Annotated in this window: 20 protein-coding genes and 1 riboswitch; of the genes, 6 read left to right on the top strand and 14 right to left on the bottom strand. The window is 49.2% G+C overall.

Features of this window, described 5'->3' with window-relative positions:
* Positions 1 to 9: 9 nt before the first annotated feature.
* The 4 genes from ACQY69_RS10465 to ACQY69_RS10450 all read right to left on the bottom strand — a co-directional run bounded on the left by ACQY69_RS10465 (position 10) and on the right by ACQY69_RS10450 (position 4,624).
* The gene (locus tag ACQY69_RS10465) at positions 10 to 1,530 is read right to left on the bottom strand and encodes a G5 domain-containing protein (RefSeq protein WP_428260462.1); all 1,521 of its coding nucleotides are present in this window, start codon (positions 1,528 to 1,530) and stop codon (positions 10 to 12) included.
* 158 nt (positions 1,531 to 1,688) lie between these two features.
* Positions 1,689 to 3,128 (bottom strand): dipeptidase PepV, encoded by a 1,440-nt coding sequence (gene pepV / locus ACQY69_RS10460; RefSeq protein WP_428260461.1) that lies wholly within the window; start codon positions 3,126 to 3,128, stop codon positions 1,689 to 1,691.
* Between the two features lie 4 nt (positions 3,129 to 3,132).
* Positions 3,133 to 3,357, bottom strand: coding sequence for a NifU family protein (locus ACQY69_RS10455; protein WP_428260460.1), 225 nt, complete (start codon positions 3,355 to 3,357; stop codon positions 3,133 to 3,135).
* A 70-nt stretch (positions 3,358 to 3,427) separates the two neighbouring features.
* Positions 3,428 to 4,624 carry an ABC transporter substrate-binding protein gene (locus ACQY69_RS10450; protein WP_428260459.1) on the bottom strand — a complete coding sequence of 399 codons (1,197 nt, stop codon included), beginning with the start codon at positions 4,622 to 4,624 and terminating at the stop codon, positions 3,428 to 3,430.
* 252 nt (positions 4,625 to 4,876) lie between these two features.
* Here ACQY69_RS10450 and ACQY69_RS10445 point away from each other — a divergent pair, with 252 nt between their 5' ends.
* Entirely contained in the window at positions 4,877 to 5,422 is a 546-nt protein-coding gene (locus ACQY69_RS10445) for an NADH peroxidase (protein ID WP_428261051.1), read from the top strand.
* Positions 5,423 to 5,558: 136 nt separating this feature from the next.
* Here the strand turns inward: ACQY69_RS10445 and ACQY69_RS10440 are convergent, their stop codons facing one another.
* From ACQY69_RS10440 to ACQY69_RS10405, 8 genes are all read right to left on the bottom strand, one after another.
* Complete coding sequence (locus tag ACQY69_RS10440; RefSeq protein WP_428260458.1) at positions 5,559 to 10,235, bottom strand: InlB B-repeat-containing protein; 4,677 nt, start codon at positions 10,233 to 10,235, stop codon at positions 5,559 to 5,561.
* Positions 10,236 to 10,591: 356 nt separating this feature from the next.
* Positions 10,592 to 12,574, bottom strand: coding sequence for a hypothetical protein (locus ACQY69_RS10435; RefSeq protein ID WP_428260457.1), 1,983 nt, complete (start codon positions 12,572 to 12,574; stop codon positions 10,592 to 10,594).
* Positions 12,575 to 12,718: 144 nt separating this feature from the next.
* Positions 12,719 to 13,927 carry a LuxR C-terminal-related transcriptional regulator gene (locus ACQY69_RS10430; protein WP_428260456.1) on the bottom strand — a complete coding sequence of 403 codons (1,209 nt, stop codon included), beginning with the start codon at positions 13,925 to 13,927 and terminating at the stop codon, positions 12,719 to 12,721.
* A 232-nt stretch (positions 13,928 to 14,159) separates the two neighbouring features.
* Entirely contained in the window at positions 14,160 to 15,554 is a 1,395-nt protein-coding gene (gene ltrA, locus ACQY69_RS10425; RefSeq protein WP_428257586.1) for a group II intron reverse transcriptase/maturase, read from the bottom strand.
* Positions 15,555 to 16,061: 507 nt separating this feature from the next.
* Complete coding sequence (locus ACQY69_RS10420; RefSeq protein ID WP_428260455.1) at positions 16,062 to 16,784, bottom strand: amino acid ABC transporter ATP-binding protein; 723 nt, start codon at positions 16,782 to 16,784, stop codon at positions 16,062 to 16,064.
* A complete protein-coding gene (locus ACQY69_RS10415; RefSeq protein WP_428260454.1) occupies positions 16,771 to 17,445 on the bottom strand; it encodes an amino acid ABC transporter permease in 675 nt (224 codons plus the stop codon). Before ACQY69_RS10415 ends, ACQY69_RS10420 begins: the two co-directional genes overlap by 14 nt.
* A gap of 115 nt (positions 17,446 to 17,560) precedes the next feature.
* The gene (locus ACQY69_RS10410; protein ID WP_428260453.1) at positions 17,561 to 18,337 is read right to left on the bottom strand and encodes a transporter substrate-binding domain-containing protein; all 777 of its coding nucleotides are present in this window, start codon (positions 18,335 to 18,337) and stop codon (positions 17,561 to 17,563) included.
* Between the two features lie 148 nt (positions 18,338 to 18,485).
* The gene (locus ACQY69_RS10405; RefSeq protein WP_428260452.1) at positions 18,486 to 19,064 is read right to left on the bottom strand and encodes a hypothetical protein; all 579 of its coding nucleotides are present in this window, start codon (positions 19,062 to 19,064) and stop codon (positions 18,486 to 18,488) included.
* 132 nt (positions 19,065 to 19,196) lie between these two features.
* On the opposite strand from ACQY69_RS10405, the gene ACQY69_RS10400 reads away from it, so the two are divergent.
* From ACQY69_RS10400 to ACQY69_RS10380, 5 genes are all read left to right on the top strand, one after another.
* Positions 19,197 to 19,400: a helix-turn-helix domain-containing protein gene (locus ACQY69_RS10400; RefSeq protein ID WP_428260451.1), complete on the top strand. Its 204-nt coding sequence runs from the start codon at positions 19,197 to 19,199 to the stop codon at positions 19,398 to 19,400.
* 84 nt (positions 19,401 to 19,484) lie between these two features.
* The gene (locus ACQY69_RS10395) at positions 19,485 to 19,751 is read left to right on the top strand and encodes a helix-turn-helix domain-containing protein (RefSeq protein WP_428260450.1); all 267 of its coding nucleotides are present in this window, start codon (positions 19,485 to 19,487) and stop codon (positions 19,749 to 19,751) included.
* 197 nt (positions 19,752 to 19,948) lie between these two features.
* Entirely contained in the window at positions 19,949 to 20,182 is a 234-nt protein-coding gene (locus ACQY69_RS10390) for a hypothetical protein (protein WP_428260449.1), read from the top strand.
* A 1-nt stretch (position 20,183) separates the two neighbouring features.
* Positions 20,184 to 21,695 carry a sodium:solute symporter family protein gene (locus ACQY69_RS10385; protein ID WP_428260448.1) on the top strand — a complete coding sequence of 504 codons (1,512 nt, stop codon included), beginning with the start codon at positions 20,184 to 20,186 and terminating at the stop codon, positions 21,693 to 21,695.
* 47 nt (positions 21,696 to 21,742) lie between these two features.
* Positions 21,743 to 23,371, top strand: a complete 1,629-nt coding sequence (locus tag ACQY69_RS10380; protein ID WP_428260447.1) for an amidohydrolase — start codon at positions 21,743 to 21,745, stop codon at positions 23,369 to 23,371.
* Between the two features lie 424 nt (positions 23,372 to 23,795).
* On the opposite strand, the gene ACQY69_RS10375 is transcribed toward ACQY69_RS10380, so the two are convergent.
* Together ACQY69_RS10375 and rplQ are read right to left on the bottom strand one after the other, a co-directional pair.
* The gene (locus tag ACQY69_RS10375; protein WP_428260446.1) at positions 23,796 to 25,418 is read right to left on the bottom strand and encodes a Na+/H+ antiporter NhaC family protein; all 1,623 of its coding nucleotides are present in this window, start codon (positions 25,416 to 25,418) and stop codon (positions 23,796 to 23,798) included.
* A gap of 130 nt (positions 25,419 to 25,548) precedes the next feature.
* Positions 25,549 to 25,724: riboswitch (Lysine riboswitch) on the bottom strand.
* A gap of 22 nt (positions 25,725 to 25,746) precedes the next feature.
* A complete protein-coding gene (gene rplQ, locus ACQY69_RS10370) occupies positions 25,747 to 26,088 on the bottom strand; it encodes a 50S ribosomal protein L17 (protein WP_428260445.1) in 342 nt (113 codons plus the stop codon).
* Positions 26,089 to 26,099 lie beyond the last annotated feature (11 nt).

Here is a 26,099-nt window from a genome sequence, read left to right as displayed (position 1 = left end):
CTTCCCCTTTTATTGAATATATATCGTCACGTACCTGACGCCCCAGCTCCTGCACTCACTTTCAGTATTCATGTAAATATCTATAGTATTGCCTTTTATGTTTCCGCCGGTGTCCTCGGCACGCCTTGCTCCTACTCCCTCTATATATACGTTAGTCCCCAGTGGGATGACGCTCGGATCTACCGCTATCTCTCCCACTCTGGCTCTTGTCCCCATAGCCGTCCTTCCGCCTCCCGTATAGGCGTAAGCCTTTACGACCAGCTTTCTGCTGTAGGTCTGCCCATTGTAATTTATCCTGGTCCCATTGGCGATGACCTTATCGACAGCAGCGGTCAGTGTAGTCCTTGCTGTTTCCTTGCGGGAAGTTTCTTTTCCATCAACATATGTGACGCTATACGTCACCTGGTCCTTCCCTTCGACGCCTTCCGTGACCACTTTACTGGTCCCCTCGTCCAGCGAGCTGTCATCCTTCTCCACTGTCTCGAAAGGGACGGCTTCTTCTACCACTTCCACCTTGACATCGACTCTCTGAACCACGATCTCCAGATCGCTGGTGAGAAGCTCATCCTTTTGAGGAGTGACTATATCGTCCTCATCCAATTTGATACCCGCGTCATCAAGCGCTTCGCCCACTGTATTGGCCAGGCTCTCGTACGATCTCGTCTTACCATCCGCCGTCACTTTGAAATCAGTTGCATGCTGGATATCCAGCTCTATCCCGTCGTATATAAAAGTCGTCAGCGGTGTGGATATATAATCATTGTCGCCGAAATCTATCTGTTCTTCCTCAAGAAAACCCTCCACCGTATGCGCCTTGCTGTTGAAAGTGAACTCCTCACCATTTATAGTGGCGTATACCTCCCTCGGGATCATTGTGGTGTAAACGACCACCACCGCCAGCAATGCCACGAAGGATGCTGCGATGGCTCCCTGTGTCATATATCTCTTATAAAACGGAGGCCCGGACTTGCTGTCCGTTTCATCCGCCTCAGATGTCACGTTTTCTTCACTGTTCTCGTGACCGGCGTCTGCCGCTTCAGTTTCTTCTTCCGGTTCAACCTGTTCCTCCGGTTCAAGTGGTTCTTCCGATTTAGACTGTTCCTCCGGTTCAGTCACCTCTTCCGGTTCAGGTGATTCTTCCGGTTCAGGCGACTCTTCCGACTCAGTCTGTTCTTCCGTCTCAGGTGGCTCTTCTGTCTCCTGCGCCTCAGCAGCTGTCTCCGTTTCCTCCTCCTGACCGGCCTGTTCCCGCAGCTGTTCTCCCGGCCCTGACGCCTCCTCCGGCTCAGGCTGCTCCTCCGGTTCAGGCAACTCTTCCGGCTCAGGTGATTCTTCCGGTTCAGGCGACTCTTCCGGCTCAGGCTGCTCCTCCGACTCAGCCTGTTCTTCCCCCATATCGTCCGCGGGCTCATGTTCTTCCGCGACTGCTCCAGCCTCAGCAAATATCTCATCTATGTCAAGTCTGTCATTAGTATGTATATGGACATCCTTTTCCTCTCGCTCAAAGACATCCTTGATATTTATCTTCATATCTGTTCTCCCAACATCAGATTTATACACTTATATGCATGTGAGACCATTGTAACAAAAAAGGAGCATTTGTCAAGTTTTGCGGTTCCTGACACTGTTATGCTCCTGTTTTTTCCCAAGATATTGAATATTTATGCACAATTATTCAATATATGTCTCTATTTGTCATCATCCTCCAGCTCCGACAGTCTGTATGCTGCCTCAGCATATATCTGAGCCAATTTCGTCATATTTTCTACCGGGATCTTTTCATTTCTCTGGTGGGCCAGCTCCGGTTCACCGGGGAATCTTGCGCCGAAAGCTACTGTATTTTTGACAGCTCTGGCGTAGGTACCACCGCCTATGACCAGTGGCTGACTTTCATCATCACCTGTATTTCGCCTGTATATATCCATCAGCGTCTCGACAAGCGGATCGTCCTTCGGGATGTATATCGGTTCCTGGGTCTTCCCCTTGACTATCCCCAGTTCATAATCTCCCAATACAGTCATCATATCCTCATATACCTGCTCATCGCTCGCCGTGACAGGATACCTGACGTTGACCGTCAGTCTGGCGGTCTTCTTATCAGCCTCTATCATCCCCACGTTGAACACCAGCTTGCCCGACTGCTCATCCTCCAACGGACAGCCTATCCGTTCCCCATGGAGATCATATCCTATATGGTCATTATAAAATGCGATGAAATCATTGGTGCTCTCGTTGGCAAAATTTATCCTCCCCAACAGCTCCATGATGATGGAAACAGCGTTCTTTCCCTGTTCCGGAGTCGCGCCGTGAGCCGAAACACCTCTGGCTATGATCTCCAGGCTTTTTCCCATCCCTCTGCAATTGATCTCACAGCCTTTTTCGGTACGGAAATCCGATACCTGCTCTTTTATCTTGTCATACCCGGCTCCTGAGCTGTCATGGAGCACTGCGCGGGCAAAGTCCGCCACCGAATTAGCCGCGTTACCACCTTTCATCGAACTGAGTTCCAGCCCCTTCCCGCCAAAAGCATCGAATTTCCTGACTATATCGAATACGATAATGCCTTTTTCCCCATAAATGGCAGGAAAATCCGCGTCGGGCGTGAATCCCAGCTCCGGCACCTGTTCCACGTGCGAAAGGTAATGATCCATTCCTTCCCAATTGGTTTCCTCATCAAGCCCCAAAATGAGCCTGATGGTCCTCTTTGGCTGATATCCACAGTCTTTGAGAGCCTTCATCCCATAGAAAGACGCTATCACGGGGCCTTTGTCATCGACAGCGCCTCTGCCGCATACATATCCGTCCTCTATGGATCCGCCATAAGGGTCGAAATCCCATCCATCGCCTTCCGGAACCACGTCCAGATGTCCCACTATGGCCACTACGCCGTCTTCTGTGCCTTTAAGATCTATATGTCCTCCATAATTGTCAGCATTGTACGTTTCAAAGCCTTCCTGTTCCGCCAGCCGGAGCATGTACTCCAGCGCTCTGTGGACATTCTCTCCAAAGGGCTTATCTCCATCAGGGCCGACCGCTACGCTCGGTACAGATATAAGAGCGGACAGAGACGCAAGCATCTCTGCCCTGTTTTCGGCTATCTTATCATTTACATCATTAAGCAAGCCCATGACGTTACAGCACCGCTTCCACACCGGCTACCTCAGGATAACTTTCCTTCAGTATCTTTTCCACAACGCCCTTGATAGTCATCTGAGCGCCCGGGCATCCGGCACAATGTCCCTGGAGTCTCACCTTGACGATATTGTCATCGGTATACTCCACGAATTCGATATCTCCGCCGTCTCTCTGCAAAAATGGTCTTATCTGCTCCAACGCATCTTTGATCTTCTGTTCCATGTTCTTCTCCTTTATCATTATTATTTACAAACGGACAAAATTTATGACCGCTTATGTTACAAATACATCACTAAACCGGATCTACCGTGTAGATAGAAACCAGTTCCCCATCTCTCCATGTGCTTATGTAGGCGGTCTTTATAGGATCCCCCGTAGTGTTGAACGTTATCGTTCCCGAAGCGCCCTGGAAGCTCCTCTCCGCCTTTAGCACATCCCGTATCTCTTCGCCGGTAGCGTCATCGTCCGCCCGGTCAATGGCATCGAGAGCTATTATATATGAATCGTATCCCAACGCAACAGCATCCTCAGGAACACTGTTCTCGCCATATTTTTCGTGATAAGCTTTGAGGAATTTCTCAGCCTCTTCGTTCACCGCCTCATCAGCAGCATAGAAATTCACGAAAGCCGTGTTGGCATCAGTAGCCACTCCGTCGGCAAGATCCTGAAATTCATCACTGCTCCAGTCCTTATCCCCCAGAAAGACTACGTCAAGTCCCATATCCGAAGCCTGTTTTATTATGTTGATCGAATCTATGTTGTCTCCCGGCAGCAGCACACTTTTGACGCCTGCTTTCTCCACCGCCTCCAGCTGAGCGCTGAAGTCTTTATCGCCCGGAGTATATTCCTCGTATACCGTTATGGCATCTTCATTTTCTGTCTCCGCCTTTATCCTGTCGGTAAAGGCCGTAGCCATAGCCATCGCCGCGTCATCACCTTCAGGCAGCAATACCCCGGCCGTAGTCTCCTTCTTGCTTTCCAACACGTACCTGGCCAATATATCTCCCTGATTGGAGTCAACGTAACATACCCTGAAGTAATAGTCGTTATTGCTGGTAACAAGAGGGTTGGTATTGGTTATCGCTATGGCAGGTATCTGAGCCTCATTGATATACTCTCCCGCAACCATGGAATACACGCTTCCATAGCTGCCGAGAATGACGGCCGGTTCCTTCAGGATAAGCTCCTTTATCGCCGTCTCCGCAGCATATATATCGGAAGCGTTATCCGCGTATTCCAGCTGTACGAATTTCCCGTTTACGGTAGGATACATCTCATGAGCCAGTTCTATCCCCTCTATCTCCGCCCGGCTGCTTTCACTGTCGACTCCCGTCATCGGCTCGTATACTCCGATGAGTATCGTCGCCGTATTTTCCTCCGGTTTATCTATAAATGCTGTTTTGAAATTATCGAAGGTCGTGCATCCGGAAAATGTCGCTATGCTCAAAACTATCAGTAAAAACGCCGCTGTTATCCTGTATATTTTCACGGTACTCACCTTTCTGTACTGTTAAATTATCACAATTATTATACCACGACGCCGACCTTCAGGTAAAGTGTAAAGCTTGTGTACTTTTTACGCGGCTCATACGGCCAGCAGTGTTTGGACTTTTCCATGCATTTTTTAAAAAATTTTTCCAAAAGGTATTGCATTCTTTACCAAAATGGTATATTATACGGATATACCAAAGATTACACACACTCAAATCAATAAACACTTAAATGTAAAAGGAGGAAGATGATTATGAAATGGACTTGTTCAGTATGCGGATACACTTATGAAGGACCTCAGCCACCGGAAAAATGTCCACAGTGCGGCGTTCCTGCGGACAAATTCGTTGAGGTAAAGGAAGGCGCTATCGAATTCGTTGACGATCACGTTGTAGGCGTTGCTCAGGGCGTTGATCCTGAGATCATCCAGGGTCTCAGAGACAACTTCAATGGCGAATGCTCAGAAGTCGGAATGTATCTGGCTATGGCAAGAGTTGCCCACAGAGAAGGATATCCTGAGATCGGGCTTTACTGGGAGAAGGCTGCATGGGAAGAGGCAGAGCACGCCGCCAAGTTCGCTGAACTGCTGGGCGAGGTAGTTACTGATTCCACGAAGAAGAATCTGGAGATGAGAGTAGAAGCCGAAGCCGGCGCATGTGCAGGCAAGAAAGAGCTGGCAACAAAGGCTAAGCAGCAGAATCTGGACGCCATCCACGATACAGTTCACGAAATGGCCAAGGACGAAGCAAGACACGGAAGAGCATTCCAGGGTCTCCTCAAGAGATACTTCGGCTAAAAGGTTCTCACATACGATACATATACTGCCGCGGAACATATTCCGCGGCAGCTTTTTTATCAATGCAGGAAATACTGGTCTATGATATCCTCCCGCTTTTCATGACAAACCGGGATCGCAACAAAACAGGCAGCCTTTATCTGCTCCTTCGCCTTCTGCCATAAAGAACCGCCAACACAGCTGCGGAGCTCAAGAGGAGAACTCCCCAGAGCAATGGGTCGAAACTGTCTCCCGTAGGCGTTCCTTTATCCTTTGTCTCATCTTCCGGTGTTGCCGTCTTCACAGGCTCCCAGTTGGCTGTATAGCTTTTATCGCCTCCTGATCCCATTTCTATCGTAACTTCCTTTTCAGGCTTGTCGCCGTTGGAGCCGGTCCAGCCCAGGAATATATATCCGTCACGCTCCGGCGCCGCGAGAGTGAAGTCGTCGGTCTCCGTCGTATATACGGTCGGGTTGGCGTCCTCCGCTACCGTTCCTCCCGCAAGGTCATATTCTATGACATACTGTACAGGCTCCCACAGAGCTTTGAACTCCTGATCGTCTCGCACTTTATACTCATGTCCCGGTATGTATTTGTTTCCGCTTTCGTCTTCCCAAAACTCGAAAGTATAGTGCTCCCTCGCAGGCGCGTCAGGGATGATAACGGTGCTGTCATAATCGGCCTTCTTTGCAAGTGTCTCTGTCTTTCCGTCTTCCCACTCGCCGCCGTTCGGATCGAATTTCAGCGTCTTTTCCTCAGCCTTCCAGTTGGCCGTATACTCTCTGTTGCCGTGAGAGCCTTTACTTATCGTCACTTTCTTTTCAGGCTTGTCGCCGTTGAAGCCGGTCCAGCCCAGGAAAATGTATCCCACGCGTTCAGGGTTTTTAAGGGTGAATTCCTCAGTTTCAATATTATATGTCGTCGGATTTCCTTCCAATACCGTACCTCCGGCAAGGTCGTAGCCTATGGTGTACTCCGTCGGCTCCCACTGGGCGTACAACTTGAGAACAGCATTTCCGTCTTCATCTTTTTTATCTATGCTATGTGAAACATATTCTGCTTCATCAGGATACGATATACCGCTGCCGTCAGGCTCGGTGTTCCAGCCGATGAAATCCCAGTGAGGTCTGGTGAAACTGCATTTGTAGAGAGTCGTACGGCTCTCATAGAAGGTCTCCTGATCAAGCATCGTTCCCTCAACATCATCGTCATCGCCGTTAGGATTAAATTCTATCATTACCGGAACCGGATTCCACTGAGCGTAGAGATCAACACTTCCGCCATTTACAGCGGTAAGGTTCTCCACCTCTGCACGATCTCCATACTCATGACCGGTCCAGTCTTCAGTCGTCGTCCAGCCGGCAAACGTATACCCGTACCGCTCGAACTGGTTCGCAAACAGCCTCTGCGGCTCATCGTAGACCATATCCTGCTTTATCGTCCATTCGGTCTCGCCGTCATTGGCATGGAACACGACATGATAAAGGTTCGCGGCAGTGTGCGCCTCTATTTCCATCTGTCCGGTAACGGTGATAGTCTGCTCCGCTGCAGTCGGACCATCATTTTCATTTTCCCAGCCAGGAGCCGAACCCAGTGCCGTATAGCTTTCAAAGTGATAGCCGCTGTTTTCAGGAACGCTTGTGCCGATAGCTATTTTTGTTCCGCGCAATACTTTTTCTGCCGTCTTCTTGCCTTTTTCTCCTATCCACGAAGTTCCGTGTTCATCGCACGAGATCTCTACCGTATAATAATCAAAATTATATGTTCCCGCATAATCATCTACCTCTATCGTCCTGCCGCCGGCATCATATACCGCCAAGTCTCCTGTGAATTCGACCTCGTATGTTCCTTTAGGTATTGCAGCGTCTTCTCTTATCGAATAGATACCCGAGGCTTTTTTCTCAAATACACCTTGGTACGTCTCCTCACCCCTATAAGCCTCAATCAATTTAATATCGCTTTTCTCATCGTCTACATTCACGAGCTGTCCATTATCCATGATGATTATCGTCGCCCCATTCGTTTCGACCCAGTTGGCGGTGAGCGTATCCCCTTGCAATTCACCGGTGTCTTCTTTTACTGTACAGAGATTAGTCACCATGGCCCCGTCAGCATAACGACTGCCCAATCTTGGCGTAGACCAGTGGGTGAATACATTACCCGCTTTTGTAAAATTACATGACTTTAGCGCTGTCGGTGTGTCGTAGTACATATTCTGAGTCTCAGTGCTGCCGTCTCCGTCTTCATCTTTAAATGTCACCGTATACAGCTTCGGCTCCCACTGGGCGTAGAGGGTTATGGTCTGCTTCATGCCCTTGCGCAGAGTTTCATGTGATATAGCCGCCTTGTCTTTATATTCAACAGCATCAGGGTCGAAAGCATACGGAGTCGTGCTCCAGCCGGTGAATTCCCAGCCTGTGAGAGTATATTCATTCGCACTAATATTATCAGACTCTCCCGCCTTATAAGTTATTTCCATATCCGTCATATCGCCCTTGATCTCATCAGAAGCGTTCCCCGGCTTATTGGAGTCGAATTTGATCGTATACTCGTCGTACGCCCAGACCGCGTAGAGTTGGATATTCTGATTAACAGTAATTTTATCGTTCGGCTTATATTTTACCTCTGTCGAGCCCTGCTCCGTGGCCCAGCCTACAAAGGTTCGCCCTCCTTTTGTCGGTTCAACGTCCGGGATCGTTTTTTCACTGTCACCGCCGTACGCATACATCGTCCTTGGCATATTCTCAGCCTTACCGCTCTGATCCAGGTCTATAAACGAGAGCTCATAGCAGGACGTGTTCAGTACAATGGTCGTCTCCGGCGTGATCAGCTCGCCTTCATCAGAATATCCCTCCTCGTTAAAAATATTACCCTTGCTTTCAAATGTATGTCCCGTTTTATCGTCCTTATATGAAACGTTTATATCATACTCTTCCTCAGGCAGATAAAGAGTAGCGACGCCTTCCGAATTTGTCTTCGCACTGCTGAGCGATTCGAACTGCTTGTCATCGATACTGTATGAGACCTCCGCCCCGGCGACAGCTTTATCCCTATGATCTTTCACATGTACGTAGAGCCGATACCCCCAGTGAGGGCAGTTCGTAGCAGCCGAGTCATCGTAAGTGCCCGAATAATAGAACGGCGTGATCTGGACAGTAGGCATAAAATCCCCGGATACACCTTTACTGAAGACTCCTGCGCTTACGCTGAGACTGTATCCCAGCAGCTTATAGCTGAAATCGCCGTCTATACACGTGAAATCCTTACATGCGTGATATTTCCTGCCTCCATCCCAGTAATGCCCGCTGGTCAGCGTTCCGGTAAGCACTAACCCGCTCTCCAGCTCAGCGGCGACGCCGAATATTTTAAATACATTAGCCGAAAGACCTCCCGCAAAGCCCACGAATACCGAGCCCTGAAGCGAAAAGCCGCGGAATGTCGTTTTAGGCATGGTCGATTTGTTGTTTACGAAGAGATCCAAGCCGCCCCATCCGAGCCTGGAGCCTACCTCCATACCGGTGCGCATGTTGATATCAAATCTTATCCCGCCCGTAGCCGTTCCGGAAAACCTCAGATTGATAATGAATTCAAAATTGACAACGCCTGTGACTACGATAGGAACCTCCACGATAGGGATATCTTTCGTCGCCGTAGGGAGATCGAGATCCACTTCCGTGTCGCTACATTCAATATCATTTATTACGGAAATAGATATGCTGCTTTCCTTCCAGCCGAAATTCCCGACAAAAGAAACCTTTAGCTCGCCCTTTATGTCCATGGTTAACGTTCCCCAGCTACCGATAGGAAAACCCTCAATGGGAACTTCATATTTTTCGCTCGCCGTTACATTCGTAGCTTTCAGGAATGTTCCCAGCGTCTTAATATCAGAATTCCCGTTTTCATCGACCCCCTCTTCCATACTTCCTCTGAGTATCGCGCTGCCGTCTTCACTGTCAACGCTTGCGCCGTCAGCGGTGAACATATGGTACCCTGTCGCTGGCTCTCCCCCGTCGTAAGTTTTATCTATAATGAAGACAGGATCGTCCTTATCGATAGCCTTGAGCTGTCGCGCGAGCTTGTTGTCCACATTCTCAAGAGTGCAGAAATACTCGCCGCCATTGGTCTGCTCGAGCTCCACCAGAACGCCCCCTGCACCTTCCGCACCTTCTGCCCCTCCGGTACCTTCCTCTATGCGCAGGACATCATCGGCAAGAAGCATGAAGCTGCCGTCATTGACGCCGGAATCGGCTGCCATCTCCACCAGACGGTCGCCCTCATGACGATAGTCATCCGCCGTCGTTTCGCTGATGCTGCGTATCGATTCCGAATAAGCGTTTGACAGGTATGGCTCGGCCATATCGCTGCCGGCATCATCCTGCAAAAGCACTTCCAGTATGAAATACTCCGGCATACCATTACCTAAGGCGATATCCGTCGTAACGATTTTCTCCGCAGAAGGCGAGACATCGACGCTTTTCACATAAACCGGACTTTGCTCTTCAAATGAGCCGTCGTAATCATCCTCATAAAGGTTCACCACGATCTTATTTACATCGCCCATCCAGTCGACCTCGACGGTTTTCGCGTCCGTATCGGCCACTACGTTGAGGAATCCCGCCTTTGCTTCGCTTTCGGCGGACGCAGCGGTCAGCTCGCTCGTGTTCACTTTGTCCCCGTTTTTGAACGTCGTCGACGCCTTGTTCGCCGCTTCCGTCTTCTCGACCTTATCCGCCGGTGCAGCTTCCGCCCTTGCCGAGCCTATGGCAGGATAGATCGTGACTGCGAGCGTGACTGTCAATATTACGGCGATGATCCTTTTCGTAATGTTCTTCATACCCTCTTCCTCCAAATGTCAAACCCTTTACCCTTAATGCCCCTTGACATAAAACATATTGATCCATATTATTTATACCAAAAAAAAGCGATTCTGACATCGCCCGTTTGAGGAGGTAAATCGGATATCGAAGCGGCACTTTTTCAAGGCCGCTCCCTGAATTGAACCGGGATCCCGCATTATATCCGCCTTTTCCAAAGGCTCACATGTTCGGAGCCGCGAACACTTTTCGGAATATTTCGCTATATTTCGCGAAAAAAATAAGGGAGGCGGATCGTCAACAAGCCCACGCTCCCATATTTTTTATTAAAATCAGATATCTGTTTTCTTCATCACATACATCTGCTCAACCGATATCATGCTCTGTGTTTTTTCCTTGTCCCATATACGACAATCCCTCCTGCCGCAGCCGCAAGAGCCATGAGTGCTATCATAGGAGCGGCATTAAAATCATCGCCTGTTCCCGGCGTCCCGGCTTTTCCTTTGGTAGTATCATCTTTACCTGCGGGATCGTCGGTTCCCGGAGTCACATCAGGGACATCAGCTGTATAGCTGTGGAATACCGGACCGAAGCTTTTGCCCATAGAAGTCTCGGTTTTGAAAGGCGAGCCTTCGATGGCTGCCGCACCGATCACGCTGATTGTTCCGGTGCTGTCGATTTCAATATCACTGCCAGTCTCTGCTGCTATCATCTTTCCCTGAGCCGGCGAAGCGATTACATCGGATGCATTTATGCCATAGGTTTCTCCCTTGCTTTCCGCCCCGAAAGCCAGCACGACACCGCCTTTTATTATCGCATTGCCGTTCATAGCGCTGATACCAACGCTGCCGTCGCTTCCTTCTCCTCCGAGAGCAGTGACATCAGTACTATCTCCGCTTATGATGACATCTCCTGCTTCACTGAAGATGCCGCCGCTATATCCGGACGGATCTGCCTCCACTGTATACCTCTGACTCTCAGCAAACACGCTGCCTCCGCTGATGATAATATCCTCATATGCACGGATGCCATCACTTACGCTGTCGGTGCCGTCGGCGCAGCATCCTTCAGTCTCTACGCTGCCGCCGGATATATTGACGCTGCCGGTATCTGAGCCGATCCCTACGCTACCGCTGTTTTCTCCACTTGCGTGACCTCCGGAGCTGCTCACTTTACCACCTTCTATGATGACGTCTCCTGCTTCGCTGAAGATGCCGCCGCTGTACTTGGCTTTATCACCGGCAGCGGATACAGCTCCGTCTTTGATGGTGATGCCCTCCGCAGCGCGGATACCATCGCTTACGCCGTTGTTATCCAACGCCTCGCTCCCATTGGCTACAACAGTACCACCGTTGACAGAAACGGCTCCTCCTTCAGCGCTGATACCAACGCTACTGTTATTATCCGTTCCTACGATATGTCCACCTTTACGTACTGTCTGGCTTTCCGTGCCACTGCTGTCTGTATTGGCCTTTCCGGCCTTGGCCTCGATGTTGGCGTTTATGGAAATGTCTCCGCTTCCGCTGCATATACCATTGCTGTGCTTTCCTTCTCCGCCGTTAGCCTTCACATTACCGGTAGTATTGATCCTTATATGGTTTTCCGCGCAGATACCATCGCCGTTTACAGCCTTGCCGCCGTTGGCAGTAACACTTCCTCCATTGATATAGATCTCACCTGCCTCATCTCCGGCGGCCCAGATGCCATTGCTCGCGCCATTGGTAGTCGCTTCGTCACCGGTCGCCTCAACAGTACCGCCGTTGATGATGACATTTCCTGCTTCCGCGCCTATACCGACGCTTCCGAATGCAGCCTTTTCACCTTTGGCAGTTATTTTTTCAACATCTCCGTTGATGGTCACATCGCCTCCCGAGCTGTAGATCCCGCCGCTGTAGGTTGCGGCTCCTCCGGCTGCAGTCAGACTACCACCATTACTGTCAGATGTACTGGTGATGATTATATCGCCTTTTGCGAATATACCGTCACTCGCTTCTTCTGCTCCTTGACTGTTGCTGCCGCCAGTCACGCTGTTTGTTCCCGAAATATCGATAGTGATATCCCCTTCGGCACTGATTCCGTGACGTTCGGAAGGTGCAACGATGGTTGCATTACTGAGGTACAGAACACCGTCAGAAAACATTACGTTGTAATTCTCCTCGCCGGGGTCCTGTTTCGTAACTGTTCCATCTTCATCCGTGGTCGCACGATCACCATCATTCAGCGTCACATTGCTCACTGTAACGCTTGTCGCCTTGTTTTCCGTTCCCGGCTCCGCCGACGCAGTCATGGGAGCAAGACCCATGATCAGCATAAGAGCAAGCAGTATCATTACAGACCGCTTCTTTAATATTCGTCCCATTATCATCCCTCCTGTAAAAAGTATTAGAGCATATCGATCCTTTCACAATCTTTATAACAGAAAAAAACGGATCTGACATCACCCGTTTGAAGAGGTAAAATGGGTAATTTCAGATCCGATATTATCGATATCCTTTTATGTCGCCTATCTGAGCATGTACTTTTTCAAGTCCTGCCTGCGACTGATCCCCAGCTTCTGCATGGCTGCGGACAAATGTCTTTTTACCGTATGCTGTGATATGTTCATATGCTCACCGATCTCCTGATTAGTCCAGCCTCGTGCCGCCAGCATGGCAGCGGCAAACTCTGTCGTAGTGAGGTTGTCCGCGACGTCGTGCCCCGTGTCAGGATTGTGGACCTTGCGCCAGCCGGCGGAAAACCTGTAGGTTATATCTATGATCCGCTTGAAATCTTCCGGCCATTCAGGCTTTATCACCGCTTCCAGCATACCGCCGAGAAGTCCATGATGTTCTCCCAGCCCCTCGATGAGATCGTCGGGTCTTGCCAGCTCCCATGCCGCCAGCATATGCTCCTCTGCCCTTTCCTTCTGTCTCAGACTCATATAATCCATGACAGCGACCAGGTGGAGATATATCGCCGGTATCGGATATTCCTGCGCTCCCATGGCAAAGGTAGCCTCCACGACCCCCAGACTCTTTTCATATTCTTTTTTAAGATAGAGATAATGGGCCTGCACATAAAGAGCGAAGGCTCTGACGCCCGGCGGTAAAGCCGGCAGAAAGTCCTTGCTCGATGGCATCCCTTCCGGCAGCGGCAGATGCAGGAGCACAGCTGACGCTACGTTGATAAAGGCTCCGGCCACACGGTTTTCAGCCGACGCCTCATCACTGCTGCTCAACATATCCTTCACCTGTTCCAACGCGTATCTTGCCCTCTGTATCTTTCCTATGGAAAGATTAGCGTAAGCATATATGAGACATGCGGAAAGCCTGATGTACATATCAGAACTTGTCAGGTAACGCTCTGCCTCACCTGCAGCTTCTTCCGCGTGGCCGCTGAAATAATGGTATTCAGCAAAAGCTATGTCCCTTTCGGAGTTCTCCTCCATAGCCTCTATGCTCTCAAGGCAGTGTCCCGGAACAAAAGGTGTATTCAAAAGCGGCATCAATCCCCGATACAGACCTTCCGCCGGGCTCTTGCCTCCCGGTCTTTCTCTCCTGTCTTTCCCTTTTACTTTCCTTGGATCACCGGGTTTTGAAGCGCCTGCAGGTATCCCCCATGAGACGCCCAGCTTTATTATGCCGTCTATCCTTCCCTGTGCACAGTATTTCTGTACCTGTCTTTCCGATATGTTCCATTTTTCTGCTGCTTCACGTACTGTCATGTATTCCATATGATCTCTTCCTGTATATTCCCCATTGAAATACTATATAGATTTCTGTTCGTATCTGCGAATACTTTTATTATATTTTCTTTTTCGAATTTTTTCAACGACTGCTCCGCAAATTTCCGTTCAGGCAGGCTCCGCAAATTTTCATCCCGGCAAAGATGTAATCGAGTAGGAGGCGGTGACTAACCGCCGTCCTCTCACACCACCGTACGTACGGTTCTCGTATACGGCGGTTTCAATAGTTGACGTGCATCTGCTGGTATGCATCGGCTAAATCATAAAAGCCTTTGCGTACCAGTATTTCTTTTGATAAGGCTCTGTTTACTGTGCTGGTTGCCGATGTAAACCAATGCCCTCTGCGGCTGTTAGCCGCCATGAAGGCATAATGCTTCGGTATCCCAAGCTTCATCAGATACTTCATCTTCGACCTCGGCTTTTTCCACATCTTCCATATACACATGCGTATTCTGTGGTATAGCCATCCATTCAGTTCTTCGATTGCTTGCTTCATCGCTGCGATTCCGTAGTAGTTAAGCCATCCTCGCATATACTCTCTGATTTTGCACAGTGCCGGTATTACGCTCTGAACATGTCTGCGGGAAGACAGGCTTTTCAGTTTGGCTTTCATCTTCTTCCACGACTTCGGATGAACTCGAATGAATGTACCATTTCCGTTCCTTCCCAATGCGAAGCCGAGGAACTTAAAATTTCGAATCGCATACACACTGGCCACTTTGCTCTTCTTTCTGTTGACAGTCAGCTTCAGCTTGTTTTCCAAGTATGAAGTGCTTGTTTCCAATAGCCGTTTAGCCGCTCTCTCGCTCTTTGCAAGTAGTACGATATCGTCAGCGTACCGCACACACGGTACACCTCTCCTTTCGAATTCCTTGTCGAATTCGTCCAGATAGATGTTAGCAAGCAGCGGGGACAGGTTCCCTCCTTGCGGAGAGCCTTCTTCCGTGTCCATGACCACTCCATTTTCCATCACTCCACTTTTAAGATATCTCTTGATGATTTGGATGACCCTCTCATCTTTGACTTCCTTACGCAGCCTGTTCAGTAATATCTCATGGTTCAGTGTGTCAAAATACCTACTCAAGTCGAGACTCACCGCATAGCGATATCCCTCCTCGGCGTATTCCCTTACTCGCTCTATTGCATCTTTTGCGTTCCGTCCCGGCCTGTAGCCGTAGCTTCCGTCCGAGAACATTGGCTCGTAGATTAGCATCAGCTTCTGTGCTATTGCCTGCTGGATGATTCGGTCGATGACGGTAGGAATACCAAGCTTTCGTATTCCTCCATCCGGCTTTGGAATTTCGACTCGTCTTACGGGTGAGGGGGTATATTTCCCTCTTTTGATTCTTCCTATCAACTCGTCTTTATGTTCCCTAAGCCATGGCAGTGCCGCTTCAATGGTCATTCCATCTATCCCCGGCGCTCCCTTGTTTGCCTTCACTCTTTTGTAAGCTCTGTTCATGTTATCTCTTTCCAGTATCTTACCTAAGATGTCCGGCTCTGCACTGTCTCTTTCCTTCCATATCCGGTTAAATGAACGGTGCGCTCTCACATACCCTTTACGTTCCGCGCTATCTCTCTGTGAGCAGCTTTCTTTCTCGTTTTCTGCACTCATTTGCTCATTCCTCCTTTCCAGGTTGTACTTAAGACTCCTATTGATTCGGTCCTTCGCTTCTCAGTTACTATGACCTCTGCTGACTTCTGTGTGCTCAGCGCCACCTTACGATAGCGGTTACCCTTTTCAGGGCGTCTCACACAGACCTCCCTGGGTACCACACGTTTCTTTCTCTCCATCTATCTGCCGCATTTACCATGCATGATTCCGTGTAGCTATCGGGCTTCATCGTGTGTTGCAGACTTACCCTCATGCATAGCCTAATATGCGATTTCTGTTCGTCAGACCGGAGATTTGCCCGTGGGTTAGTAGCTTCCCCACACCCGGCTTCCTTCAGATTTGCAGTCACCTGCAACACCCTTGCCTTCGGCTATATCCTTCCCACTACCGGGCGGATTCGGGACTTTCACCCGTTAGAAACGTGCGCCGCCAGGCGCACAACTAAAAAGGAAGATTCGCGTCAATATCCAAATCTTCCTTATAAACTATCTCGCTGTCTGCTCTGCGTTACAGTACTTTGCTCAGAAAGCTTTTCGTCCTCTCGTTCTGCGGGTTCCCGAACAACTCTGCCGGAGAGCCCTGCTCCATCACGATTCCCTCATCGATGAAGAAAACTCTGTCCGCCACTTCTCTCGCAAAGCCCATCTCATGGGTAACGATGACCATGGTCATGCCGTTTTCCGCCAGACCTTTCATCACGCTCAACACCTCTCCTACCATTTCCGGATCCAGCGCCGAGGTCGGTTCGTCAAACAGCATTACTTCAGGCTCCATAGCCAGCGCCCTGGCGATAGCCACTCTTTGCTTCTGCCCTCCCGAAAGAGATGCCGGATATGACTCCGCCTTATCGGAAAGGCCAACTGTCTCCAGGATCGTCCTCGCCTTTTCTTCCGCCTCTTCCTTGCTCAGTCCTTTGACTTTTACAGGGGCCAGCGTAATGTTGTCCATGACCGTCATATGAGGGAAGAGGTTAAAGTTCTGAAACACCATGCCCAGTTTTTCTCTTATCTTATCTATGTCTACGTCCGGGACATTTATCCGCTCTCCGTCGATATATACCTCCCCGCCGGTAGGCTCCTCCAGAAGGTTGAGGCATCTGAGGAATGTGCTCTTTCCGGAACCTGAAGGTCCGATGACGCACACCACCTCCTGCTCCTTTATAGTTTCGCTTATTCCTCTGAGTACATGCAGATCTCCGAAAGATTTTTCCAGATTTCTAACTTCTATCACTTTGCGCCAGCCTCCTCTCTATGTATGCCACCAGCCTGGACAATGTGAGGGTCATTATCAGATAAACTATAGCCACGCCTATATATGCCTGAAAGTACAGAAAATCAGATGACGCCCATAAAGTACCACGTCTGGTCACCTCCACTATTCCTGCTACAGACAATATGGATGTTTCCTTTATCAATGTCACAAATTCGTTGCCGAGAGCCGGAACAATGATTTTAAACGCCTGGGGCACGATGATATATCTCATGGTCTGGCCATTGCTGAGTCCAAGAGATCTGGCCGCCTCCGTCTGTCCGATATCGACAGCCTGAAGCCCACTCCTTATTATTTCCGCCATATATGCCGAGCTGTTTATACCACAGGCTATGAAGCCCACTATTATCATATGCTCCCAATTGAATTGCATATCGAAAATAAGGCGTATCATCTGCGGTACGCCATAGGCCAGTATCAGCACCTGCACCAGCAAAGGTGTCCCTCTCAGCACATCCACATATACCGTCGCCAGCGCTCTGAGCACTTTGAATTTCGACCGTTTCGCTATTGCCACGAGAAGACCGATGACCAGCCCTCCCATGACCGCTACCAGAGAGATCGCCAACGTCATCGGCACACCTCTCGCCGCGACCATTATTCCCTGCAAATAATCTTCCAAACTAACAACGCCTCCTTATGCAAAGTGAGTGTTACCAAAAAAACGACCTCTGACTGCACCGACAGCCAAAGGTCGACTGATTATCATATTTCGATATTTCAGAGCCGCAAAGCGTTTACATATTGAACCACTTGTCCACCAGCTCGTCAAAGGTTCCGTCTTCCTTGATGTTGGCAAGACCGGCGTTGATCTTCTCCAGAAGCTCCGTATTGCCTTTCTGTACAGCGAAGCCATAATTCTCAGCATTGAGAGCCTCGCCTACCATCTTGATCTTATCAGGCTGCTTAGCCATATAAGCTTCCGTAACAGGCTTGTCATTGATGACTGCCTGTACATCTCCGTTTATCAGCTGCATCATTACAGTATCCAGTCCATCGAGGATAACAGCTTCACCGATCTGTCCTGAATCAGCCAGTTCCTTTACCTTCTCCGCACCGGTAGTACCCGTCTGAGCCGCTACTCTCATATCCGAAGTAAGATCATCGATGCTGTTTATCGTATCGTTGTCCACAGGTACGGCTACGAACAGCTGGGATTCATAATAAGCGTCGCTGAAATCCACCTGCTCCTGTCTCTCAGGGTCATCCTTGTTCATTCCGGCGGCTACGATATCGATATTACCTGCCTGGAGAGCAGGGATGAGTCCGTCGAAGGACAGATTCTCAAATTCGACTTCAAAGCCCTGATCCTCGCCGATGGCCTTCATGATATCCATGTCGAGACCCACTATGTTCTGATCTTCATCAGTAGTGTCAAAAGGCGGGAATGTAGGCTCTGTTCCGACTTTGTATACTACCGTATCCGAGCTCGTGTCCTCGCTGTCACCGCCGCATGCCGACAGTGAAAAGACGAGAACCATAGCCAGTAAAACTGCAATTACACTTTTCTTCATATCCAGTTCTCCTTCTTCATATTTTTATTCTTTTTTACGATATTTTCATCACTTTTATAATTATACACATATCAAGAATAATATTCAAGAATTAATTGGTCCGCTTTTACCCTTCCCAACTGTAAATTTCGTATGATTTCCCGATCGATCACATGGTTTTGAACATATCGCTCATGAGCTTCAGCGCGTCGGCAAAGCCCTGATGGTACGCCGCCTTGCCATACTCAGCTCCACTTTCCGTATTCATGAACAACGTCTCCTCTATGATATCCCATTGCCTGGCCGTGAACCTGCCTCCGTTGAGGCCGCCTTCCATAAGGCCCGTTTCTTCCCGCGCTTTTCTCCTGCCAGGCGTCTCTGCCGACAGCATCTTTTCCGGATCTGCCTTTTCTGCGTCTGCCGCTCCGTCATGCTCCTCCTCATTGAAACGCTTCTCGTATTCTCTGTCCATATTCCTGCAGAGCCGGAATCCTGTCAGCGCGCCCGCCTCAAAATACACATGATCATGGGCTCCCGCGAAATCCGATATCATATCCATCAGTTCATTGTCATTTCTGTCGATCCCCGGATATTTCCGTTCCAGCCCTGACAGAAAGCTATCATAAGAACCTTCCAGCTTTTCTTCGTAATCGTCTATGCTCTCGCCTTCCGAGTCAGTGCCGTATACAAGAAATGCCATGAGGTTCTCGATCTTTACCTTCTCAAACAATCCTTTAATTTCTGACATTACTGCTCCTCTTTCGAAAACTTCACAAAAACATGCCATCGGTTTCATATAATTATACTCGAATATTTATACATTTTCAATATCCGAGTATAAGTTTAAAATTATTTTGAACATGATCGAAGGGGGAAAGATATGATAAGCTACGCACCACTGTTTAAAACGATGTCAGAAAAGAATATGTCTTCTTACGCTCTCTTTAAAAGCGGTTTCTCAAAAGCTACCTATTATTCTATCCAGCAGGGAAACAGCGTCAGTACCAACACTATAAATCAGCTTTGCCGGATACTGGACTGTTCCGTCTCCGATGTGATGGAATACATCGATACAGATGAGTAACGTCCGCATCATGATATGTGCGTATTTTAGCACATGTTTGATTTCCGAGTATACGGGTACAATAGACATGTGAGGTGCACAGATATGATAAGTTACGAACCCCTTTTCAAAACGATGCGCGAAAAGAATGTCAGCTCATATGAGCTGGCGAAACGCGGTTTCCCGCAGTCTACTTACTATTCCATCAAACGAGGAAACAGCATTACCACTAACACGGTCTGCCAGCTTTGCTCCATCCTCCAATGCGGCGTATCAGACATAATAGAATATGTCTACGATCCTGAAGAAGAGGATGCTGGAAAGCCCGGCGCAGTGGAAAAAAATAAAGAAAGCACAAACGATAACAGATAACAACAAAAGAGAGCAGTTCTGAAAAGTTGACCTGCTCTCTTCGTTTTTCCTGTACTTTTCTCAGATTACTTTGCTGATTTTGCACCATATACGCCTGTAACCGCTTAAAACATTTGCAGTATTTTTCCCACAGTTCTACAATATATGAAGACAGTTGACGACATATCATCATTTATCACCAAGGAGGTTTTATCACAATGAAAGAAAAAAAGATGAAAAGCTGGGTCATGGTAAGGCCCCGCAAGCCGAAAGAGTGGATAATCTTCGCTCTGATGGTGGCGAGTCTTCTGTTCACCATCTCACCTGTCGTAAATATTTTCAACAAGCCGATCTTGTTCCTGGGCCTGCCTCTGATGCTCTGGATGGCCATAGGTGCGCTTCTGGTAGTCATCATCGTATTGACTGTCGCTTACAGATGGGGGGTTCACTGATATGGATTTCCTGACTTCATGGGGACCGTTCATCATCACGATAATGTATACCGTGATCGCCTGCATCCTCGGCTACAGCGCCAAAGGGAAGCTTGATATGAACAAAGTGGAAAACTGGTCATCTTCAGGGAATACCATGGGGATAATCGTCATGATATTCCTGACAGGAGCCGGGAATGTGAGCTCTTACACTTTTCTCGGGGCTCCCGGCTGGGGCTATAGCAGAGGAGTAGCATGTCTGTATGTGGTCATCTATATGGCTTTCATGGTGTACGCCTGTTATCTCATGTCCCCAAGAGTGACCAGACTTGCTCTCAAAAGCGGGTACAGGACACAGGCTGAAGGCATCGGCGCCAGGTTCGAATCACCGTTTCTCCGTATACTCTGCGGTGTCGTCGGAGCCTTTGCCGTCATAGGCAACTCTCTCGTCCAGGTCATCGGATCAGGTAATATACTGTATGTAATGAGCCATGGCACCATCCCGCTGTGGCTGGGAGAACTGATCATCGTCTCAGCCATCGCATTTTATGTATATAAAAGCGGTCTGAGAGCCATTGGCTGGACCAACGTCCTCCAGGGCGTACTGATGTTCTGCCTTTCCATAATGGTAGGTCTTTTCGTCGTCTATACTGCCATGGGAGATCTTGACATCGCCGAAGCTTTCAGGACGCTCCAGGAGACCTCACCCCAATATCTGACATTGCCGGGCGCGATGGACAATTTCCCTCCGATATACTGGACCACTTCAATACTCATCAGTATCTTCTCCTTCTGGCCTCAATTCTGGGTATGGGCTTCCGGAGCAAAGGACGAAGACACCGCCAGGAAGCAGTACCTTTACGTTCCGGTCTTTTACTTCGTCATGATCCCGATGATGATAGTGGGCTTGGTATGTGTGTTCGCATATACGGATTTTAACGGGGAATCCACCGATCAGGTAGCGCTCCAGTACTGCCTCGATAATCTGCCATGGTGGCTCACAGGCCTTCTGGGAGCGGGGATCCTTGCCGCATCCCAATCATCTGCCGAGCCGCAGTTTCACACCAGCACATTCACGCTGACCCACGATGTCATCGCTCCGGCGGCGAAGCTGTCTCCGGAAAAAGAGGGAAAACTCCAGAGAAAATTGCTGCTGGTAGTCATTTTTCTCATCGCCTTCCCTCTTTCAGTGACGAATCCGGGTGAGCTGGTCAACATACTTCTCGTATGTTATGGCTTCATAGGCCAGTTATTTCCTTGTATGCTGGGCGTATTGTGCTGGCCGAGAGCTACTAAGGCCGGAGCTGTCGCAGGCCTTGCCTCAGGCGTATTCGTAGTGGCTATCTTCAATATCATATGGCCTAATCCGTTATACATCCATGCAGGGATCTGGGGTCTGATGGTCAATATCCCAATATTCATCATCGTGAGCCTTGTCACAAAGCCGGCCTCTGAAGAAACTCTGAGAAAATTCTTCCCTGACTATATCATGGATCAGCTGTACGAAGAATCGGAAGCCGCAGAAGAGGCATGAAGCCACGAGCCGCATCATATCAAATGCAAGAAAGGAAGCATGAAAATATGAACAGATCTCTTTCATTATACGCGGACATGATATTCAAAAATGGCGTCGTGGTGACCGTCGACTCCGCAAACTCACTGTGTGAGGCTGTCGCCGTAAATGGCAACAGAATAGTATACGTCGGCGACAACGCCGGAGCGGAAATGTGGCTGGGTCCTGATACCAGCGTCATTGATCTGGCCGGAAGAGCTCTTCTTCCCGGATTCATAGATTCTCACATGCATCTGGGAATGACAGGTCAGAACGCAGCCGTCATAATCGATTGTAACAGCAATAAAGTCACTTCCATAAGCCAAATCCAGCAAAAGATCCGTGAAGCTGCCGCAAAGGCACCCAAAGGCGCATGGATAAAAGCGACAGGCTATGAACAGAGCAAACTCAAGGAGGGCAGACATCCGACAAGAGATGAATTGGATGAAGCCGCTCCCGATAACCCTGTCCAGCTCACGAGATGCTGCCTTCACATGGGCGTCTACAACACTCTTGCTCTCAGGGCCGGAGGGATCACGGGCCCTGAGATGTTCGCTCCCGGAGAAGTGGTAGTGGATGAAAACGGCCGCATGACAGGACTTCTTAAAGAAACGGCATGCACCTACATGTGGGACAAAGTGATATATACGAAGGATGAATATCTCAGATCATTCAAGGCTGCCAACGATATTCTCCTGAGTTACGGCGTCACAAGCATGCACGACGGCAGCTTCTATGGAGAGGAAACCATAGGTCTGTATCAGGACGCCTGCAGAAACGGCATCATCAAAGTCCGCATGTACAACCTTCTGTATCATGCCTATGGAAAGAAGAAAACTATCGAATGGGTCAACGACTTCATTTCCACGGGGATACACGGAGGCCTCGGTGACGACCACTTCAGGCTTGGACACGTAAAGATCCTGATAGACGGAAGTACCAGCGCTCCTTCCTGCGCCACGAGCCAGCCTTACAGCCACGACCCTGCTCTCAAGGGTATACAGCTTTACACACAGGAAGAGGCTGACGATATAATAATAAAGGCCCACAATGCCGGCTTCAATGTTTCCGCCCATGCTGTAGGCGATGTAGCAGTCGATGTGATACTGACCGCCATCGAACGAGCCATGGCGCAAAATCCGCGTCCATGCAGACACAGGATAGAGCATTGCGGTATCATCAACGAAAATCTGCTTTCAAGAATAAAAAAAGCAGGCATCGTACCTGTCCCGAACCCCGGATTTTTCAATGAAAACGCCGAGATATATGTCAAATATTACGGAGACAGAGTGAACTGGATGTTCCCTCTGAGATCATATCTGGACAATGGTATCACAGCTGCTCTGGGATCTGATTCTCCGGTCATAGAAGCAGATCCGATGATAGGCTTATACGGAGCTCTGACACGGGCCGATAAATGCAGCGGTATCGTTGCCGGAAAAGATCAGAGGATCGGTATCATGAATGCCATCAGGATGTATACCTACAATGGTGCTTACGCCTCTTTGGAGGAAAAGATCAAGGGAAGCATCGAACCGGGCAAGCTGGCGGATCTTGTGATCCTCTCAGGGAATATCCTGGATACTCCTGTAGAAGAGCTGAAATCATTAAAGGCTGATATGACGGTGATCGACGGTCAGATCGTCTATGAACGATGATGCAATACAAATGATATCATACAACTGAAAACGGGGCTGTCGCATTAACGGAAAGTAACTGTTAATGCGGCGGCCCCGTTTCGATACGGATTGTCGGCTGCAAGATCCTGTTATCGCTTCATCAAGAAATGCCTATAACAGAGGATTTTGCTTCCCAATAGGCATAATGCCCATTGTATTTCAAAGCCTTCTGATGACGAAATAATAAAAAATCAGTTTCAGATGCTGTTTTAGGCATATTTCGGATAGGTCCCCGTTGATTTTATGCCAAAATGTCGAGTATTTTATGGATTTTAGGCATTTTGCACCATCTGTGAACATCACTCGACCGTAATTTATGCCTATTGCGCATCGATAACAGATCCATTTTAGCATTCCCGTCGTGACGGCTTCTTTTTCTGCATGGCTTTAACGTTCCTGTAGATCACGCTTCAGCCGCAGCGTTATCATCTTCCAATGGTTTCTGCACCTTCTTTATCACTACCAATACGGCGATAAGGATGATGAGTCCCACCGGCAAGGATATCCACGCGCTTCTTGTGAATCCGGCTACGATATATGTAACAAAGGATATCGATGCTACTGTCAGGGCGTACGGCAGCTGAGTCACTACGTGAGCCATATGATTACATCTGGAACCGGCGCTGGACATGATAGTGGTATCCGAGATCGGCGAACAGTGATCTCCGCACACGGCTCCCGCCATGCAGGCCGATATGGATATTATCATCAGCTGCGGATCGCTTCCCTGGAACACTTCCACGACGATAGGTATCAGTATCCCGAAGGTTCCCCAGGATGTGCCTGACGCGAATGACAGGCCGCATCCGATGGCGAATATGATAGCCGGGAGCAGGCTCATGAAGGATCCGGCCACAGATTCGGTAGCTGTCGATACAAACACAGCCAGCCCGAGGCTGTCGGTCATAGCTTTAAGAGTCCAGGCCAGCGTAAGAATGAGGATAGGCGCTACCATGGCCTTGAAGCCCTCCGGCACGCAGTCCATGCTTTCCTTGAAGGTCAGCACACCTCTTGCCACATATATGATAACTATCACGATGAGCGCGAACACACTGCCCAGAGACAGCCCCACAGAAGCGTCACACTGGGAGAAGGACTGGACAAAGCTGGTGCCGCTGAAAAATCCCCCTGTATATATCATTCCTACTATGCATGCGATGATCAGTATTATGATAGGGAACACCAGATCTATGACCTTACCCTCGCGCTTTCCTTTCTTCTCTTCCGCAGAAAAGTCCGCGGCCTGGTCTCCCTTGGACTCCTGTATCTTATTGGCATACTCCCTCATCTTGCCATAATCGAATTTCATCCCCACGATGAGGAACATCATAGCGATAGTGAGGAGCGCGTAAAAATTGAATGGAATGGCCTGGATGAACAGAGTGAACCCGTTCTCGCCTTCCACAAACCCGGTTACGGCTGCCGCCCAGGAAGATATAGGCGCGATGATGCAGACGGGAGCTGCCGTCGAATCTATCAGATAAGCCAGCTTCGTCCTGGGTACGCCGTTAGCTTCCGCCAGCGGCGACATAACGCTCCCTACGGTGAGACAATTGAAATAATCGTCTACGAAAATCAGTATCCCCAGAACTATGGTAGCGAACTGCGCGCCCATCTTCGTCTTTATCCTGTGACTGGCCCAGGCGCCGAAAGCCTTCGATCCGCCTGATTTGTTCAGCAACGCTACGATGACGCCCAGTATCACCAGGAATACCAGTATACCTACGTTATAGGAATCCGACAGCGACGCGATTATCCCGTCGCTTATGACATGGGTCATAGTCCCTTCAAAGTTTCCGGCATAAATGACTCCACCGATCACCACGCCGATGAAAAGCGAGCTGTATACCTCCTTAGTGATTATAGCCAGCAATATAGCCGCTATAGGTGGCAATGCCGCCCATGCCGTAGCGTACAGCGCCGGTTCCCCGGCTCCATCCTCTGCAAAAGCCAGCAGAGGAAAGGCCATTACCAGCAGAGCTGCTATCATGATAATTCTGAAAGCTCTGCTTTTAACCTTCTCCATTTTATCCCTCCGATTTTACTTCATATATTAGTGTGATAACGTCTCTTCCTTCAAAATATGAAAAAACGCCATGGACACTATCGAAACAGCATCCATGGCGTTTGCTCCGCGGTTTGCTCCGCGTTTCCGCTATATCGATAGTGCTCCACTTAATGTGACAGTACGCCGCATATTTTACGGCGTCCCAGGAGCTGCGCGGGGCGCGTAAACTCCTTCGGCGAAATTTCCTTTCACCTCCACGGTATCCCGGCTTCCCTCTGCCGGACCGTGAAGGCTACTGATAAATCCCGCGCCTCTATCCGATAGTATTATTTTTTATGCGTCTGTCCTAAACCAGTTCCAGGAACGCCATCTCGGCGTTATCTCCCTGCCTAGGTCCGAGTTTAAGGATCCTCGTGTAGCCGCCCTGTCTGTCCTCGTATTTCGGTGCGATCTCATCGAACAACTTGGCTACAACGGCTTCATCGTATACATATGCCAACACCTGTCTCCTGGCGTGAAGATCGCCGCGCTTCGCAAGTGTTATCATCTTTTCTGCCTGTCTTCTGGCTTCTTTAGCTCTCGTATCAGTCGTCATGATCCTGCCCTCCCTGAAAAGGTCGGTAACAAGATTTCTCAGCATAGCTTTTCTGTGAGCTGAAGATCTGCCTAATTTTCTATATCCTGGCATCGCTGTTTCCT

The sequence above is a fragment of the Gallibacter sp. Marseille-QA0791 genome, assembly GCF_965119705.1.
GTDB classification, from domain to species: domain Bacteria; phylum Bacillota; class Clostridia; order Peptostreptococcales; family Anaerovoracaceae; genus Lentihominibacter; species Lentihominibacter excrementipullorum.
The sequence above is the reverse complement of the archived record's forward strand: the minus strand, read 5'-3'. Positions and strand labels throughout refer to the sequence as shown.